At 73.5% G+C, this 16,865-nt stretch carries 15 protein-coding genes; 8 read left to right on the top strand and 7 right to left on the bottom strand.

Features of this window, described 5'->3' with window-relative positions:
• Positions 1–28: 28 nt before the first annotated feature.
• Positions 29–1,153: an FAD-dependent oxidoreductase gene (locus IE332_RS30100; RefSeq protein WP_189922501.1), complete on the bottom strand. Its 1,125-nt coding sequence runs from the start codon at positions 1,151–1,153 to the stop codon at positions 29–31.
• A 95-nt stretch (positions 1,154–1,248) separates the two neighbouring features.
• Between IE332_RS30100 and IE332_RS30095 the strand changes: the two genes are divergently transcribed.
• The 5 genes from IE332_RS30095 (at position 1,249) to IE332_RS30075 (ending at position 6,314) form a co-directional block, all read left to right on the top strand.
• Positions 1,249–1,974, top strand: coding sequence for a TetR/AcrR family transcriptional regulator (locus tag IE332_RS30095; protein ID WP_189922499.1), 726 nt, complete (start codon positions 1,249–1,251; stop codon positions 1,972–1,974).
• A gap of 142 nt (positions 1,975–2,116) precedes the next feature.
• Positions 2,117–3,661, top strand: a complete 1,545-nt coding sequence (locus IE332_RS30090; protein WP_189922497.1) for an MFS transporter — start codon at positions 2,117–2,119, stop codon at positions 3,659–3,661.
• A gap of 134 nt (positions 3,662–3,795) precedes the next feature.
• Positions 3,796–4,185: an SCO5389 family protein gene (locus IE332_RS30085; RefSeq protein ID WP_189922495.1), complete on the top strand. Its 390-nt coding sequence runs from the start codon at positions 3,796–3,798 to the stop codon at positions 4,183–4,185.
• Between the two features lie 246 nt (positions 4,186–4,431).
• On the top strand, positions 4,432–5,508 hold the full coding sequence (locus tag IE332_RS30080) for an LLM class flavin-dependent oxidoreductase (protein WP_189922493.1): 1,077 nt from the start codon (positions 4,432–4,434) through the stop codon (positions 5,506–5,508).
• 62 nt (positions 5,509–5,570) lie between these two features.
• A complete protein-coding gene (locus tag IE332_RS30075; RefSeq protein WP_189922491.1) occupies positions 5,571–6,314 on the top strand; it encodes a hypothetical protein in 744 nt (247 codons plus the stop codon).
• Positions 6,315–6,348: 34 nt separating this feature from the next.
• Here IE332_RS30075 and IE332_RS30070 read toward each other — a convergent pair whose 3' ends face one another.
• Complete coding sequence (locus IE332_RS30070) at positions 6,349–6,873, bottom strand: Uma2 family endonuclease (RefSeq protein WP_373313884.1); 525 nt, start codon at positions 6,871–6,873, stop codon at positions 6,349–6,351.
• Between the two features lie 82 nt (positions 6,874–6,955).
• On the opposite strand from IE332_RS30070, the gene IE332_RS30065 reads away from it, so the two are divergent.
• Positions 6,956–7,963 carry an NADP-dependent oxidoreductase gene (locus IE332_RS30065; RefSeq protein ID WP_189922487.1) on the top strand — a complete coding sequence of 336 codons (1,008 nt, stop codon included), beginning with the start codon at positions 6,956–6,958 and terminating at the stop codon, positions 7,961–7,963.
• Between the two features lie 84 nt (positions 7,964–8,047).
• On the opposite strand, the gene IE332_RS30060 is transcribed toward IE332_RS30065, so the two are convergent.
• Together IE332_RS30060 and IE332_RS30055 are read right to left on the bottom strand one after the other, a co-directional pair.
• Positions 8,048–9,499: a WGR domain-containing protein gene (locus tag IE332_RS30060; RefSeq protein WP_229929035.1), complete on the bottom strand. Its 1,452-nt coding sequence runs from the start codon at positions 9,497–9,499 to the stop codon at positions 8,048–8,050.
• Positions 9,500–9,628: 129 nt separating this feature from the next.
• Entirely contained in the window at positions 9,629–10,090 is a 462-nt protein-coding gene (locus IE332_RS30055) for an SsgA family sporulation/cell division regulator (RefSeq protein ID WP_189922485.1), read from the bottom strand.
• A 442-nt stretch (positions 10,091–10,532) separates the two neighbouring features.
• On the opposite strand from IE332_RS30055, the gene IE332_RS30050 reads away from it, so the two are divergent.
• On the top strand, positions 10,533–13,274 hold the full coding sequence (locus tag IE332_RS30050) for a helix-turn-helix transcriptional regulator (RefSeq protein ID WP_189922713.1): 2,742 nt from the start codon (positions 10,533–10,535) through the stop codon (positions 13,272–13,274).
• Positions 13,275–13,294: 20 nt separating this feature from the next.
• Here the strand turns inward: IE332_RS30050 and IE332_RS30045 are convergent, their stop codons facing one another.
• The 3 genes from IE332_RS30045 to IE332_RS30035 all read right to left on the bottom strand — a co-directional run bounded on the left by IE332_RS30045 (position 13,295) and on the right by IE332_RS30035 (position 15,640).
• Entirely contained in the window at positions 13,295–14,098 is an 804-nt protein-coding gene (locus IE332_RS30045) for an alpha/beta hydrolase (protein WP_189922483.1), read from the bottom strand.
• A gap of 157 nt (positions 14,099–14,255) precedes the next feature.
• On the bottom strand, positions 14,256–15,059 hold the full coding sequence (locus tag IE332_RS30040; protein ID WP_189922481.1) for a hypothetical protein: 804 nt from the start codon (positions 15,057–15,059) through the stop codon (positions 14,256–14,258).
• A gap of 74 nt (positions 15,060–15,133) precedes the next feature.
• Complete coding sequence (locus IE332_RS30035; RefSeq protein WP_189922479.1) at positions 15,134–15,640, bottom strand: SigE family RNA polymerase sigma factor; 507 nt, start codon at positions 15,638–15,640, stop codon at positions 15,134–15,136.
• A 318-nt stretch (positions 15,641–15,958) separates the two neighbouring features.
• Between IE332_RS30035 and IE332_RS30030 the strand changes: the two genes are divergently transcribed.
• On the top strand, positions 15,959–16,840 hold the full coding sequence (locus IE332_RS30030) for a S1 family peptidase (protein WP_189922477.1): 882 nt from the start codon (positions 15,959–15,961) through the stop codon (positions 16,838–16,840).
• Positions 16,841–16,865: the final 25 nt, after the last annotated feature.

Below are 16,865 nucleotides of genomic sequence, written 5' to 3'. Positions count from 1 at the left end.
GCACCGCCGCCCACGCGGAGTGTCGGCCTCAGGACAGCTTCGCTTCGGGGGCGAAGGCGGGCAGCTTCTCAAGGCTGCTGCGCACGGCCTCGGCGCCGTACTCGAACATCTGCCGCTCGTAGTCGTCGACCGCGCCGGGCAGATCCCGGCGGCCTTCGTCGGCCTCGATCAGGCGGCGGCGCAGCAGGTCGGCGTCGCGCAGCGCGGTGTTGGCGCCGTTGCCGCCGGTCGGGGAGGTGGCGTGGATCGCGTCGCCGAGGAGCGTGACCGGGCCGGGCGCCCAGCGCCGGCCGGGCTTGACCACCCGGATGGACAGCAGTGTGCTGTTGTCCGGGTCGGCCTGCTCGATCAGCGCGCGCAGTTGCGGGTGCCAGCCTTCCGTCCTGGACAGCACGGCGTCCTGCGCGGTCAGGTTCTCCGGTGAGCCGTTGGGCGGGAGGATCATGGCCCAGCGTACGTAGTCGCCGATGTCGGGCAGCGTGACGTCGGGGGCCAGCTGTTCGGCGGCCTGCTTCGGCGGGGTGCGGAAGCGCATCGCGCCGAGCAGCAGGCTGACGCCGTCGCCGGTGATCTTCGAGCCGTAGGCCTTGGACAGGCCGGCGAACTCCTCGGTCAGCGGGGTGCGGCCGATGACGAACCGGACGCCGGTGTCGGTCGGGGTGGTCTGCGGCGAGAGGACCGCGCGGACGGCGGAGGTGACGCCGTCCGCGCCGACGAGCAGGTCGGCGGTGGCCGGGTCGCGGCGGTCGAACCGGGCTCGGACCGTGCCGTCGGCCGTCACCTCGTAGCCGGTCAACGCGGCGTCGGTGTGCACGGTCAGGCCGGTCAGCAACAGGTGTCGCAGCACCTGCCGGTCGACCACGAGGCCGGTCCGGCCCGCGCCGAGCCTGCCGATCTCGTTCAGCCTCGGGTCCAGGATCAGCTGCTCGGCGGAGGCCTCCATGACGATCTCGTCCAGCAGCGGGTGCCAGCGCGTCGGCAGGCAGTCGCGCACCGCCTGGAAGCCGGTCCGGTTCAGCACGAGCCGGTAGCCCTGGAACCGTGCGGCGATCCCCGGGTCGCGCTCGAACACGTCGGCCTCGATCCCGGCACCACGCAGACCCTGCGCGAGAGCCAGACCTCCCAGACCGGCTCCGACGACGGAAACCCGCATCACACACCTCCGCGAGATCGATACGAACTTAGTTCGTTCTGACGATCTAAGTTCTACGGAACGAACTTAGATCGTGTCAAGGTAGGGTGGTCGGCATGTCCGCCGATCCCCGCCAGCGCCGCGCAGCCCGCCACGCCCGACCCGCAGCGGAGGTCGCCGCGCCGGCACCGCGCAAGAAGCCGATCACCGTCGAACGGATCACCGACGCCGCCCTGGAAGTCGTCGCCACCGAGGGCTATGACGCGCTGACCATCCGCCGGGTCGCCGCCGTGCTCGGCACCGGACCGTCGTCGCTGTACGCGCACATCGTCAACAAGGACGACCTCGACGACCTGCTGATCGGCAGGCTCTACTCCGAGGTCGTCCTCCCCGCACCGGACCCGGCCGCCTGGCGCGAGCAGCTGGTCGGGGTGTACACCCAGATCCGCGACCTGTACCTGGAATACCCCGGAGTCTCACGCGCCGCGCTGGCCATGGTGCCGACCCACCTGGAAACGCTGCGGGTCGGCGAAGGGATCCTGGCGATCCTGCTCGCGGGCGGCGTCGAACCGAGGACGGCCGGATGGGCCCGCGACGCGCTGTCCCTCTACGTCAGCGCCTACGCACTGGAGCAGTCACTGGTCCGGCAACGGCGCCGGCACCAGGACCAGGAATGGGTGCTCAGCCACGAGGAGTTGCTGGACCGCTTCACCGCGCTGCCCGCCGAGGAATTCCCGCAGACGCGACGCCACGCCGCCGAGCTGATCTCCGGCACCGGACCCGACCGCTTCGAGTTCGCCCTCGGCCAGCTCATCAACAACCTGCGGCCCGCATCCGGCTGACCCCGGGAACACCGGGACCGGAAAGCACGGGCATTTCCGTAATGAACGGTTGTGTTCCCTATCTCCCAGGGCTACTGTCGGTGGAGGTGAACGAATCCGTCCCCCTCCCGTCGTTCGCTCCCGAGCCATTGGGGAACCTGCCATGGCCACCTCGCGTGCCCTGGCCACGGCTCCGCCCGCGACCGCACGTCGGGGCCAGCACCCAGGGATAGCCCTCACCGTCATCGCGGCCACCCAGCTGATGGTCGTCCTGGACATCACGATCGTGAACATCGCGCTGCCGCACATCCAGCAGGCGCTGAAGTTCAACACCACCGACCTGTCCTGGGTCATCAACGCCTACACCCTGACCTTCGGCGGGCTGCTGCTGCTCGGCGGCCGGGCCGGCGACATCCTCGGCCGGCGGCGGGTGTTCGTCGTCGGCGTCCTGGTCTTCAGCCTGGCCTCGCTGCTCGGCGGGTTCGCGACCTCCTCCGCCTGGCTGCTGGCCGCGCGGGCCCTGCAGGGGCTGGGCGGCGCCATCGCCTCGCCGACCGCGCTCGCGCTGATCGCCACCAACTTCAAGGAAGGACCGGACCGCAACCGGGCCTTCGGCGTGTTCTCGGCCGTCGCGGGCGCGGGCGGCGCGATCGGGCTGCTGCTCGGCGGCATGCTGACGTCCTGGCTCTCCTGGCGCTGGGTGTTCTTCGTCAATGTGCCGATCGGCATCGCGATCGCGCTGCTGGCACCGCTCTACATCAACGAGTCCGAACGCCACCCCGGCCGCTTCGACCTGACCGGCGCGTTCACCGCCACGGCCGGCATGGTCTCGCTGGTGTACGGCTTCATCCGCGCCTCCGAGCACGGCTGGACGGACCAGGTGACACTGACCGCGTTCAGCCTCGCCGTCGTCCTGCTGGCCGCCTTCCTGCTCAACGAGCGGCGCGTGCCGCAGCCGATCACCCCGCTGCACCTGTTCCGCGACCGCAACCGCTCCGGCGCGTACGGGCTGATGCTCTGCGTGGCCGCGGCGATGTTCAGCATCTTCTTCTTCATCACCCTGTTCGTGCAGGAGATCCTCGGCTTCAGCCCACTGCGGGCCGGGTTCGCCTTCCTGCCGATCAGCGCGGCCATCATCGGCGCCGCCCAGTTCGCCGCCCGCAACCAACTGCGGTGGGGCCCCAAGCCGTTCCTGGTCACCGGCTCGGTCCTGGTGCTCACCGGAGTCGCCTGGGCGAGCCGGATCGACATCAACAGCAGCTATGTCGGCGGCATCCTAGGCCCGACCCTGCTGTTCGGCTTCGGCATGGGCTCGATCTTCGTGCCGGTGATGCTCACCGCCGTCTCCAAGGTCGCCCCGCACGAGACGGGCGCCGCCACCGGCATGCTCAACACCACCCAGCAGGTGGGCGGTTCGCTGGGCCTGTCGATCCTGGTCACGGTGTACGGCACGGCGAGCCGCGACGAGGCCCGGCAGCAGGCCGGGAAGTTCCTCCAGCAGGCCACCCCGCAGGAGGCCCTGCGCTTCAAGGCGACCGGACAGCTCCCGCAGCCGTACTCCTCGCAGGTGCTGGTGCACGGCATCTCCAGCGCCTTCCAGCTGGGCCTGGTCTTCGCGGCGCTGGCCGTCGTCATCGCGGCGCTCGTCATCAAGGTGCGCCGGCTGCCGGAGCCGGCGGCCGTCAGCCCTTCGGGGGGCGGTGCTTGACAGGGCGTCATGGGGACCGGGAGAGTCTTTCTTGCAATGGTTTTCATCTTCGATAGCCGTTGCGTGCCGTTGACCGCTGCCCACCGGCAGCCGGACCCCCGTACCCCCTTTTGCACTCCCGAAAGAGGACACCCATGTCGCTCGACGTCTCCCCCGCCCTCCTCGCCCAGGCCCGGGAGGGCCGCGTCGAGGAGGCCGACTTCCTCGAGACCGTCCGCGCCTCGCTCCCGTACGCCTACCAGGTCGTCGCCGGGCTCAGCACCGAACTCGCCGCCGGTGACCAGGAGTTCACCACCGACAACACCACGCCCAGCGACGAGGAGCGGGCCCAGCTGCTGCGCGCGCTGGCCAGCAACGCCATCCGGGGGAGCCTGGAGGACCACTTCGGCGTGAAGCTCGCCTTCGTCAACTGCCACCGTGTCGGCGCCTTCCGGCCCGGCGCCGAGGACAGCGCGGCGTACCGCGAGTTCACCTCGCTGCACAACCAGATCCGCAACCAAAGCCCGGAGCTGCGCAGCTGCTGACGGCCGACCGACGCGGGGCACCGTCCGCCCGGGCGTCCATCCGGGCGTCCATCCGGGTGGGCGGGCCCCGCACCCGTGGCGCCGTGTTGCGCCCCGTTACGGCCGGTTGCGGCTGATTGCGGCCGGTTGCGACGCCGTGGCCGGATCGCGTGCCGATCTTGTCGGCCCCGGGCACCGGTGCGTACGTTCGGAGGGCACCAGTCGACCGGCCCTCCCCGGGGCCGCCTCACCCGCGGAGCCGCCACCATGTCGCCGCACCCCCGCCCGCTGCGCAAGCTCGGCTTCCTCACCATCGGGCTCTTCGACGAGGCGGACCCGCGCCGCGGCCACGAGTCCACCCTCGACCTCATCACCCTCGGCGAGCAGCTCGGCTTCGACAGCGCCTGGCTGCGCCACCGCCACCTCCAGTACGGGATCTCCTCCCCCGTCGCCGTCCTCGCCGCCGCCACCCAGCGCACCAGCCGCATCCAGCTCGGCACCGCCGTCACCCCGCTCGGCTGGGAGAACCCGCTGCGGCTCGCCGAGGACCTCGCCACCGTGGACGTCCTGTCCGGCGGCCGGCTCAACCCCGGCTTCAGCGTCGGCCCGCCCACCCACTACGAGCACGTCCGTGACGCGCTCTACCCCGACACCGCCGGGGCCGAGGACTTCAGCCCCCGCCGCGCCGAACGCCTGCTCGCCCTCGTCCGCGGCGAGGACGCCTCCGACTTCGCCGGCACCGAGGGCATCGAGGTGTACTCCCGCCGCGTCCAGCCGCACTCCCCCGGCCTCGCCGACCGGCTCTGGTACGGCGCCGGCAGCCTGCGCTCCGCCCGATGGGCCGGCGAGCAGGGGCTCAACCTGCTCACCAGCAGCGTCGTCAAGGACGAGAGCGAGAACGGGGCCTCGGCCCCGGACGGGCAGCCGGACTTCGGCGCGATCCAGGCCACCCAGATCCGCGCCTACCGCGAACGCCACCCCGACGGCGAGCGGGCCCGGGTCTCCCAGGGGCTGGTGGTCATCCCCACCGACACCGCCACCCCCGAACAGCGCGCCAGGTACGAGGCGTACGCCCGCTCCCGCACCCCGCGCACCCTCGCGCCGCAGGGCCCGGCCCGGCTGCTGTTCGCCCCGGACCTGGTCGGCACCACCCCGGAACTCGTCGAACGGCTGCACGCCCACACCGGGTACCGGGAGGTCGACGAGGTCGCCTTCGCGCTGCCGTTCAGCTTCGAGCACCGGGACTACGTCCAGATCCTCACCGACCTCGCCACCCGCCTCGGACCGGCGCTCGGCTGGCAGCCGGCCGACGCCCACCCCGCCGCGGCCCCCGGCGAGGGCTGACCGGCTGACCTGTCGGTGCGGCGGCCGGGGACCGCGCCGACAGGTCGCCTACCCTCGCGGCCATGCACTCCGACGGCCCCACCCTGCTGCGCCCGCCCGAGACACTCGTCGACACCCCCGGCACCCGGCTCAGCCACGGCGGCCTCCTGGACACCCCGGCCGGCCTGCTCACCGTGCTCGCCCTCGAACACCGCCCGGTGCCGCCCGCCGGCGGGGCCGTGTCACCGTGGCTGGTCTACCTCACCGTGCCCGGGCGCCCGTACGGCACGCTGGCGCTGCCCGGGCTCGTCGACGACCCGGAGTACGGCGTCCAGTTCGTGGTCTGCCAGTTCGGGCGGGTGGCGCAGCGGAACGGGCCGGTGCTCGTGGTGCACCACTCCCTGCTGCCCCGGTCGGTGGGGCTCTTCCTCGACGCCGCGGTGACCCCGTCCACGGTGGCCGAGCTGGTCGCCGAACCCGCGCCGCTGGAGCCTCCGGGCGGTGGGGAGGACGGCATCCGGGTCTGGCACAGCGGGGCACTGCGGGTCGGCGGCCTGCTCTACACCCGGCTGGAGGCCACCGCCGACCGGCCCGGCCTGCTCACCGCCCCGGGCTGGGACCCGTCCCCGTACCGGCCGGCCGACAGCCGGCCGCCCCTGGAGGTCCGGGCCGAGCCCCGTGGCGGGCAGCGCCACGACGCGCGCTCGTGGGGCGAGGAGTACTCCGCCGTCGACGCCGTCCTCCTCGCCGGTGACACCCCGCTCCGCATCGACTGGACCTGCCACCCCCTCGGGGCGTCCGACAGCCGGGAGATCGACGGGAGCTGACCGCGACCACGGCAGCCGGACGGCCCGTGGGGCGTCAGAACTCGGTGGTGTCCAGGTCCAGTTCGAACGGCTCGGGAAGCCGCACCGGGATCCCGAACGGGTGCGGCCCCTCGACCCGGGTGTAACCCAGTGTGCCGGGTTGGGAGAACAGCGTGCAGGCCCGCTCCTGCCGGTCCACCAGCAGGTAGAGCGGCGCACCGAACTGGGCGTACCGGCGGCGCTTCACGGTCCGGTCGGTGTCGCCGTTCGAGGGCGAGGTGACCTCGACGACGAGGACCGTCTGGTCGGGCAGCAAGGCGCCCTTCGCCTTGGCCAGTTCGCGCGGCACGACGGCCAGGTCGGGCACGTACCGGTCCCCCGTCCCCGGGAGGGCGAGGTCTCCCGAGCCCGCGCGCAAACCGAGTTCGCGCTGTCGCGGGCCGATCTGCAACCGGACCAGGTCGACCGTGGTCTGGTGGGCCCAGGAGTGCGCCACCGGGGTGGGCACTCCCTCGATGATCTCCGTCTCCACGGAGCGCAGCATACGCGGGTCTTCCGCTCGGCTCTTTCCTCTGCGCAGGCCCCTGGTCAGATGAATAAGCGCTTGCTTAGAATCGGGGCTCGTTCGGTTTCAGAGCCCCGATGTGTGACCAGGAGACGTCATGACCGCAGTCAACCGTCAGATCCGCCTTGCCCGTCGGCCGGTCGGGGAGGTCCGGGCGGAGGACTGGGGGCACGGGAGCGAGCCGGTGGGGGTGCCCGGGGACGGGGAGTTCCTGGGGCGGACGAAGTACGTGTCGCTCGACCCGGCGATGCGGGGGTGGCTGGACGACCGGCCCTCGTACCTGCCGCCGGTGGGGCTGGGCGAGGTGATGCGGGCCGGTTCGGTGGTCGAGGTCGTCGCGTCGAACCACCCGCGGTTCGCGGTCGGGGAGCACGTGGTCGGGGCCTTCGGGGTGCAGGAGTACGCGCTCTCCGACGGCAAGGGCGCGATCACCGTGGATCCCGCGCTCGCGCCGCTGTCCACCTACCTCGGCGCCCTCGGGATGCCCGGCATGACGGCGTACTTCGGGCTGCTGGAGGTCGGGGCGCTCAAGGAGGGCGAGACCGTCCTCGTCTCCGGCGCCGCCGGGGCGGTCGGCAGCATGGTCGGGCAGATCGCCAAGGTGAAGGGCTGCCGGGTGATCGGCATCGCCGGCGGCCCCGAGAAGTGCGCGCTGCTCACCGGGGAGCTGGGCTTCGACGCGGCGATCGACTACCGCGCCGAGGACGTCCGCAAGGCGCTGCGCACCCACGCCCCCGACGGCGTCGACGTCTACTTCGACAACGTCGGCGGTCCGGTCCTGGACGCCGCGCTGACCTCGCTCGCCCTGCACGCCCGGGTGGTGGTCTGCGGCGCGATCAGCCAGTACAACAACGAGAGCGCCGTCCAGGGCCCGTCCAACTACCTGGCGCTGCTGGTGCGCCGGGCCCGGATGGAGGGCTTCGTGGTGTTCGACTACGCCCGCCGGTACGCGGAGGCCGCCGCCGAGATCGCGGGCTGGATCGGCGACGGCCGGATCGCCGTGAAGGAGCAGGTGGTGGAGGGCACCGTGGACGACTTCCCGGAGACCTTCCAGATGCTGTTCCGCGGCGAGAACACCGGCAAGCTGGTGCTCCGCCTCGCCTGATCCCGCCTCACCTGGTCCCGCCTCGGCGGGACAGGAATCCTCGGGCGGCCGGATCCCCCCGGCCGCGGCCGCCCGAGGACCCGGTCAGAGCAGGCGCTTGATCTCGCCGTGGGCCCGGTAGAAGCCGCCCGAGGCGGACTCCCGCACCTCGGCGACCAGGTAGCGCGCCCCGGCGACCCGGACGTCCTTCGGGAACTGCACCCGCCAGGTCGGGTCGAAGCCCTGGGAGACCACCCGCACCCGCAGCCGGGCGCCGTCCTGGACGCACTCGACCTCGATCCCGCCGCCGGCCGCCCCGACCGCGGTGACCTCGACCGTCTCCAGCGCCGCACCGGCCAGCACGGGCTCCCAGCCGGCACCCTTCACCTCGGCGGTCTTCGGCAGGGTGCCGTCCTCGGCGGCCCGGACGGCCTGCTCGCTCGCGTCCAGGCAGGCCAGCGAGCCGTCGGTGGTGACCACGTAGAGCCGGCCGTCCCGGTACTGCATGCTGTACGCCGAGCCGCAGCCGGTGGCGAGCTTCCACAGCCGGGTGCCGTCGGCGGCGAAGCAGTACACCGAGGAGTGGTTGTCCCCGGCGAACACGTACTCGCCGTCCGGGGAGGCCGCGCAGGAGAAGACGGCGGCGTCGCAGCGGTAGGAGGCCACCTCGGAGCCGTCCGACTTGCGCAGCCGGTGCACCCAGCCGCGCCCGGTGCCGGCGAACACCTCCTCGGCCTCCTGCCAGCCGAACAGCACCTCGCCCTTGGTGGGGGTGTGCCAGCGCGCGTCGCCGCTGCGGTTGTCGTAGCGGGCGACGCCGCGCGAGTGGCCGTGGTAGACGCCGTCGGCGTCGCAGCGCACCATCCAGCCGTCGCGGCCGTCGGCCTGGCGGCGCCACTGGAACTCGTCCTCGTGGTCCACCGTGGTCAGTCCGCCGCGCTCGTCGGCGACGCCGAGCACGCCGTCGTGGATGTCGAGCCAGAAGATGTCGACGTCCTGGGCTATCTCGTAGGCGACCCGCGGGACCTTGCCGCCCAGGTCGTACACCTTGCCGTCGTCGCAGCCGGCGTAGATCCACCAGTCGTCGGCGACGATGCACTTGACGCCGTCCGGGAGGCCGTAGCGGGCGGTGACCTCGCCGTCGTGGGTGAGGGTGTAGACGTCGCCGCGCTCGTTGCCGACCCAGGCGTGCTCCTCGCCGACGAAGATCCCGAAGGCCGGCGAGCCGGAGCGGAACCGCCACAGCAGCGGCGCCTGACGGGCGGTGGAGCGGCTGCTGACGATCTGGCGCCTGGTCACCGCGCGGCGCTGGCGCACGCCCCGCACGGCGGGCGCGTAGCCCTTGCGGACCTTCTCGCCGACCTTCTTGGCCGCCGCCGAGGCCGCCTTCTCCGCGGTCGGGTAGCCGGTGGCCTTGCTCTGCCCCGGCTCACCGATCCGCCCGTACCGGACCGTCACGACCGTCCCGGCGAGCCGCACCTCGTAGAACTTGTGCGCACTCCCCTCGTCCTCGGACAGTTCGAGGTAGGTGACCTGCTCTTCCACGGCGACGGACACGGCGAAAGCCCCTTTCGGACAACGGAGATGGAGGCGCGGGGGCTGCTCCGGCCCGCCGACGTGGAACACGCTATGCCCCGGCACCGACAGTCCGCTTCCGGGTCCGCCCCGGGCCGCGCACGGCCGGGCTCACCGGTCGGTGCGCAGCTCCGTGAGGAAGGCCTGCCAGTCGCGTTCGGCGGCCTCGCGGGCGCGCTCGGGCGGGACGAGGCGGTCGGTCTCCTCGAACCACGCGGCCAGTTCGCCGACGGGCAGTTCCAGGACGGCGCCGGTCTCCCGGGAGGCCAGGCGCAGCCAGGCCAGGGCGCCGCGCTCGCCGGGCAGCGGCCAGATCCGGACGTCGCCCTCGCCGCTGGGCTCGGTGAGGCCGCGGTGCAGCAGCCCGCGGCCGATGCGCCAGGTGACGGCGCGGCCGCGGGGCGGGGTGAGGGTGAGGGTGACGAGGTCCGGGGTGGCCGGGTCGAAGCGGAACTCCGCCCGTAGCGGCTGGCGCGCCGTCCGCCCCAGCACCCGGTGGACGTCCAGGGCGAGCGCGTGGACGCCCTTCGGCACCTCGCGGCAGCCGCCGTGTCCGAGCCTTTCGCCGCTCATGGCGGTGCTCCCCTTTCCTCGTTCCGGTCTCCTGGTCCCGGCCGTCCCCCGACGTTCCGGCCGTCCCCCGACTCTTCCGCCACCGGCCGGTCCGGGGCATCCGTCACTTGACCCACGGTTTCCGTACGTCACCCTCCGCTCCGCCGGCCTGACCGGGGCGTTCGGCGGGCCCGGACGGCGGGAGCAACCGTCAGATGACGGGTGTGCCGCCGCGCCCCGCGTCGGTCACACCCACGTGTGAGCCGGGCCGGCCGACACCTCCGCCGACACCCCACCGACACCTCCACCGAGATCCCGCCCCACACCTCGGCCGAAAACGTGATCGGAACACCTGCTCGCCCGTGGGAAACTGACCGGAGGACACGGCAGCCGCTGGGCTTCCCGTGTGCAACCGAAGTCGTAGGGAGAGCCCGTGAACCAGCCGGTCAGGACCGTCCGCACGATGGTCGGCCGCCGGTACGAGGGGGACGTGCTGTCGTCCTTCGTGACATCACCGCAGGGGCAGGCGCTGGTACTCAAGGGCGAGACGGGTGTGGGCAAGAGCGCGCTCCTCGACCACACCGTCGGGCTGGCGGCCGAGCGGGGCCACCGGGTGATCCGGGCGACCGGTGTCGAGGCCGAGTCGGACCTGCCGTTCGCCGGCCTGCACCAGCTGCTGCACCCGCTGCTCCCCCAGCTCAGCCGGCTCGACAACGGCTACCGCGGGGTGTTCGACGTCGTGTTCGGCCGTAGTCAGGAGAAGCCGCCGTCGGTGATGGCCCTCGCCATCGCGGTGCTCGACCTGCTGTCCCTGGCCGCCTCGCAGCAGCCCCTGTTGCTGGTCCTCGACGACGGGCAGTGGTTCGACACCGCCAGCGCGGAGGTGGTCGGGTTCGCCGGGCGCCGGCTCAGCGGCGGCTCGGTGAAGCTGCTCGTCGCGCTGCGCTCCGACATCCCGTCCCGGCTGGACACCGCGGCCCTGCCCGAACTGTCCGTGGCCCCCCTGTCGGAGGAGGAGGCCGGTGTGCTGCTGGACCGGCGGCACCCCGGCCTCGACCCGCAGCTGCGCCGGGTCGTCCTGCACGAGGCGCAGGGCAACCCGCTGGCACTGCTGGAGCTGCCGCCGTACCTGAGGGGCCGGCCGGCGCACGGGGCCGAGGCGGGGCCGGACTACCCGGGCGTCCCGCTGCCGCGCCGCCTCCAGTACGTCTACGGCACCCGGATCGAGGCCCTGGACGGGGCGGTGCGCACGGAACTGCTGCGCGGGGCGCTGGACGGTGTGACGGCCGGGCCCGCCGCGGGGCACGCCCGCGGCGCCCGCTACCGGATGGCCGACGCCGACGAGGCGGCCGTCCGCGGCCTGCTGGACATCGACCCGATCAGCGGCGACTTCGTCTTCCGCCACCCCCTGGTGCGCTCGACCGTCGTCCAGCTGGCGACCCCCAACGAGCGCCGCGCGGCGCACGCGACGCTCGCCCGCTTCCACCGCGACGACCTCGAACGGCGCGCCACCCACCTGGCGGCCGCGACGCTGGACCCCGACGAGCGGGTCGCCGCCGACCTGGAGGCGGCCGCCGAGTCCGCGACCCGGCGCGGCGGCGCGGTGGCCGCCGTGGCCTGGCTGACCCGGGCCGCGGAGCTCAGCGAGAACCACGCGGACCGCTCGCGGCGGCTGGGCGACGCGGCGTTCCTCGCCGGGCAGGCCGGGCTGCTCGACCGGGCGCAGCGGCTGGCGCACGCCGACCTCGTCCCGGGCGGCGGCGAATCACCCGCCGCGGTGCTCGCCGCCGCCTACCTGGCGCTGTACCAGGACGGGGAGGTGCGGTCCTCGCGCCGCCGGGTCATGGCCGCGCTGGAGGCCCTGCACGCGGACGGCCCGCGGGAGGGCGACGAGACGGCGCCCCGGCTGATCACCCTGCTGCTGGCGATCTGTCAGTACGGCAGCGACGGCGCCGCGTGGCAGGAGACCCGGGAGTTCCTGGAGCGGCTGGGCGACCTGGTGCCGGCCCGCTCGCTGATCTACCGCGACGCCTGGGGCGATGTGGTGCGGCACGGCGCCGGGGTGCGGGAGCGGCTGGAGGCCGCGTTCGCCGATCCCCGGGACCTGGAGCTCTGGGACGTCACCCGGCTCGGTGTCGCCGCCTACCACCTGGACGTCCTCGGCCCGTACCGGCCGTACCTGCAGCGGGTCGTCGACCGCGAGGTGGCGACGGGCGTGATGTCGGCCGGGATGACGATGCTGCACCTGATCATGCTCGACCAGCTGGCCCTCGGCGAGTGGGACGAGGCCGAGCGGACCGGGCTGCGCGGCCTGGAGCTGGCGACGGGCCACGGCCACGACCTCTTCGCCCACCACAGCCGCGCCTACCTCGCGCTCGTGGCGGCCATGCGCGGCCGGCTGGAGCGGGCCCGCGAGCTGCAGGCCGCCGTGGACGCCTGGGCGCGGCCGCGCGGGGTGGGGTTCCTCACCCAGATCACGGACTCGGTGGGCACGATCGCCGCGCTCAGCGAGGGCGACTTCGAGACCGCCTACCTGTACGCGATCGGCATCACCACCCCGGGCTCGTTCACGCCGTACGCTCACCAGGCGTCCCGAACGCTGCTCGACCTGGTCGAGGCGGCCCTGCACACCGGGCGCACCGAGCAGGCCCGGCGGCACGCGCTGGCCGCGCGCGACGCCGGGCTGCCCGACATCTCGCCCCGGCTGGCGCTGGTGACGTACGGCGCGCTGGCGATGACGACCGAGGACGCCGAGGAGGCGGCCCGGCTCTTCGAGCGGGTGGAGGCGCTGCCGGACGCCGACCGCTTCCCGTTCGAGCTGGCCCGCATCCGGCTCGCCCACGGCTACCGGGCCCGGCTCGCCCGCGGCCCGGCGGCGGCCCGGCGGCCGCTGACCCAGTCGGCCGAGGCCTTCGAGCGGCTCGGCGCCACCGCCTGGACCGAGCGGGCCCGCGGTGAACTGCGCACCTCCGGACTGCCCGCCCGGGCCTCCTCGGCCCACCTGGCCACCCTCACCTGGCAGGAGCACCGGATCGCCGACCTCGCCGCCGGGGGCCTGACCAACAAGGAGATCGGCGAGCGGATGCACCTGTCCCCCCGGACGGTCAGCTCCCACCTGTACCGGGTGTTCCCCAAGCTCGGCATCACCTCCCGGGCCGCCCTGCGCGACGCGCTCGGCGGCGCCCCGGCCCCCGGCACGGGGTGAGGCGCACACGTGTGCTCGACCTACGCCCCGGAGTCGACGGCCCGGATGTCCTGCCGTGCCAGCCAGTCCAGGACGTGGTCCGCGACCGGGCGCCAGCCGCTGTCCACCACCAGGGAGTGGCTGCGGTCCGCGAACTGCTTGAGCTCGGTCACCGCCGTGGAGTCGCCGTACTGCTTGTAGACGGCGCGGGTCACCGCGTCGGGCACCAGCAGGTCCTCCTGGCCGGAGATCAGCAGCAGCGGCCCGCGGGCCCGTCGGCCGACGTCCACGGTGGTCAGCGCGGACGGGCCGCCGCCCACCTCGGTGATCAGCCGGCGCGGGGCCGGGACCGCGTAGCGCTGGTAGAGCTCGGCGGCGCCGCGCTCGTCCGAGGTGTTCGCGAAGAAGTGCCGGAACTGACCTGCGGAGAGCGGAAGTTGCGCACCCTCCCGGCCGGCCTTCTCCTCCGGCGGCGCCCCGGGCCCGGCGAGCGGGCTCGGCAGCGGCACGCCGTTGATCGGCGCGGAGGCGATGGCCACCGCCGCGCGCCCCAGGCCGTCCGCCAGCATCCGCTGCACGACCAGCCCGCCCACCGAGTGCCCGATGAGCACCGGCGGGTTGTCGAACTCCCCCACCACGCCGGTGAAGTGCTCGGTGAGCGCCGCCAGTCCGAGGTCCGGGAGCCGGTCCGGGCGGCGCCGCGCCTCGTCGGCCGTCGGGAGCTCGCCCGGCCAGCCCGGGGCCACCACGGTGAAGCCCCGGGCCGTGAAGCGCTGGGCCCACGCCTCCCAGCACAGTGCGTGGAACCACGCTCCATGGACGAACACGACGGGTGTTCCGGGCACTGCGGGGCCTCCAGGTGTGATGACCGCCCAGCACCGACGTGTGGGCACCCGGCCAGGATCGAACGGGAACGGCGGCACCGAAACAGTCGAATGACTTAATTGCGTCCGGGAACACCTCCGGAGCCGAAGCCGGCTGAGCCACCGTGCCGTCCCCGGGTCAGCCCACGGCGGCGAGGATCGGTGCCCAGACCGGCCCGGTGAGGACGGCCACCGCCTGCTGCTCGGAGAGCGGCGGAGCGGCACGCGTCGGCTTCACCGTGCCGGGGCCGGTGCCGAGGGCGGTGTTCCACTGCACCAGCTGGAGCTGCGCGCCGGTCGACTTCAGGGTCACCGTCACCGTCCAGCGGCGGGGGGTGTCGGCCTGGGCGGGCTGGTGGGAGGCGTTCTGCTCCGACATCACCAGGGCCCCGCCGGGGATCGCCGCGCTGCTCGGCAGCTCGCTCATCGTGCAGGTGTCACCGCCGCGCGTGTGCTTCAGGTCGCAGCCCAGCCCGTCGCCGTCCCGGAGCGGCAGCCTGAGCCGTACGGCCGAGATGCCGACCGTGGCGGCGCCCTGTCCGTCGTCGACGACCAGTCCGCCGTTGGCGACCGCCCCGCTGGACGGGTCCGAGGGGTTGTTGTCCTGCCCGGTCTGCTGGCTGAACCGGGCCCCGGGGAACGTCGCCTCCAGCGTCTGGATCATCTGGGCGCCGGTGATCACGGAACGGGGCGCCGACTGCGCCGCCGGTTCGAGGTCGGATCCGCCGGAGCCGAACCCGGGGAGCGTGCCGGAGAGGACCAGGCCGGCTGCCGTGAGCACGGCGCAGGCGCCGACCCCGGCCCCGGCGACGAGGCCCGCGGTGCGCCGGCGCCGGCGGCTGCGCCCGCGGTCGACGGCTCCGGCCAGGAGCGCGGTGAGGTCGGGTTCGAGGGGGTCGGTGGTGCGGTCCAAGGCGCGTGCGAGGTCCGTTTCGAACGGCATGCCGGTGTCACCTTCTCTGTCTTCGCTGTCACGGACGGGGGTTTCGTGGTGGTCTCGACCTGCGGGCACGGTGCTCAGCGCGGTACCAGGTCGGACAGGCTGTCGCCGAGCAGCGCGCGCACCTTGGCGAGTGCCCGGGTGCCCTGGGAGCGGACCGCGCTGCTGCTCAGTCTGAGCATCCCGGCGGTCTCCTCGATGCTGCGGTCCTCCCAGTAGCGCAGCAGCAGCACCGCCCGGTCGCGGGGCGGGAGTTGCCCGAGAGCGTCGAGCAGGGTGAGCCGCAGCGCCGTGTCCGGGCCGCTCGCCGCGCCGTCGGGCAGGTCCCCGGTCGGGCGCTCCGTCGAGCTGCGGCGCCGCCGCAGGCTGAGGAAGGTGCGGACCAGCACCGTCTGGGCGTAGGCCTCCGGACTGTCCGCCCCGGACACGCGCTTCCAGTGCACATACACCCGGCCGAGCGTCTCCTGGACCAGGTCCTCGGCGAGGTGCGTGTCCCCGGCCGCGAGGACGTACGCCGAGCGGTAGAGCGCCTTCGCCCTCGCGGCCACGAACTCCACGTACGCGGCCTCCTGTGCTGACTTCACTCGGTTCCCGCCCGTTCCCTCATGCTGTGATCTTCGTGCATACCCCTGATGACTACGTGAGACCGCGGAATGTCGCGCGGGCGGGCCGCCCGATTCTCCGCCGACGCCGGCCCGACGCCGGCCCGGCTGCGGCCCGGCGGATTGTCGAGATGGTGTGCAGGGCGCGTCCGGGGCCTTGTGGCACCCGCCGGGCCTGCTCATACTTCCCGTCAGCGCCTGTCAGGGGCAGATCACCGCGGTGGCACCCCCATGGGCGCCGTCGGGTGTCCGCGCACTCCCTGACCGCGCCTCACGGCCCCCACACCCAGGAGGAGATCAGTGAGGACCACGCGCACCATCCCCCACAGCGGCACCGCGAGGACCACCCGACTGCTCGCCGCCACCCTCGGACTGCTGTCCGCCGTCGCCGTCGCCGCGCCGGGTGCGGTCGCCGCGCCCGCCGCCCCCACCGGAGCGGCCCGGCTCACGGCGGTGAGCGACGCCGTGCAGCGGGCCGACGTCAACGGCATCGCCTGGTACGTCGACCAGTCGGCCGGCCGGGTCGTCGTCACCGCCGACGGCACCGTCTCCCCGGCCGCGATCGCCAGGCTCAGGCAGGCCGCGGGCCCCGACGCCGCCATGCGGATCGAGCGCTCCCCCGGCACCTTCCGCCCGCTGCTCGGCGCGGGCAGCGCCGTCTACGGCGACCAGTACCGCTGCTCACTCGGCTTCAACGTGGTGAGCGGCGGCACGTACTACTTCCTCACCGCGGGGCACTGCGGCAACGTCGCGAGCACCTGGTACACCAACTCCGATCACACCACGCTGATCGGGGCGACCGTCGACTCCAGCTTCCCCGGCAACGACTACGCGCTCGTCCGCTACGACAACGGCTCGCTGAGCCACACCGGCGGCTACACCTCCGCCCCGAACGCGTACGTCGGGGAGTCGGTCAAGCGCACCGGATCGACCAGCGGCACGCACGGCGGTACGGTCACCGGCCTCAACGCCACCGTGCGCTACTCCGACGGCGGCACCGTCCGCGGCATGATCCAGACCAACGTCTGCGCCGAACCCGGCGACTCCGGCGGCCCGCTGTACGACGGCGCCAAGGCCCTCGGCATCACCTCCGGCGGCAGCGGCGACTGCACCAGCGGTGGCACGACCTTCTTCCAGCCGGTCAACGAGGCGCTCGCCAGGTACGGCGTCAGCGTCTACTGACCGCCCCCCCAGAGCGGGGTCGGCG

This window comes from Kitasatospora xanthocidica (assembly GCF_014656195.1).
In the GTDB taxonomy this organism is placed as follows: Bacteria; Actinomycetota; Actinomycetes; order Streptomycetales; family Streptomycetaceae; genus Kitasatospora; species Kitasatospora xanthocidica.
The sequence above is the reverse complement of the archived record's forward strand: the minus strand, read 5'-3'. Positions and strand labels throughout refer to the sequence as shown.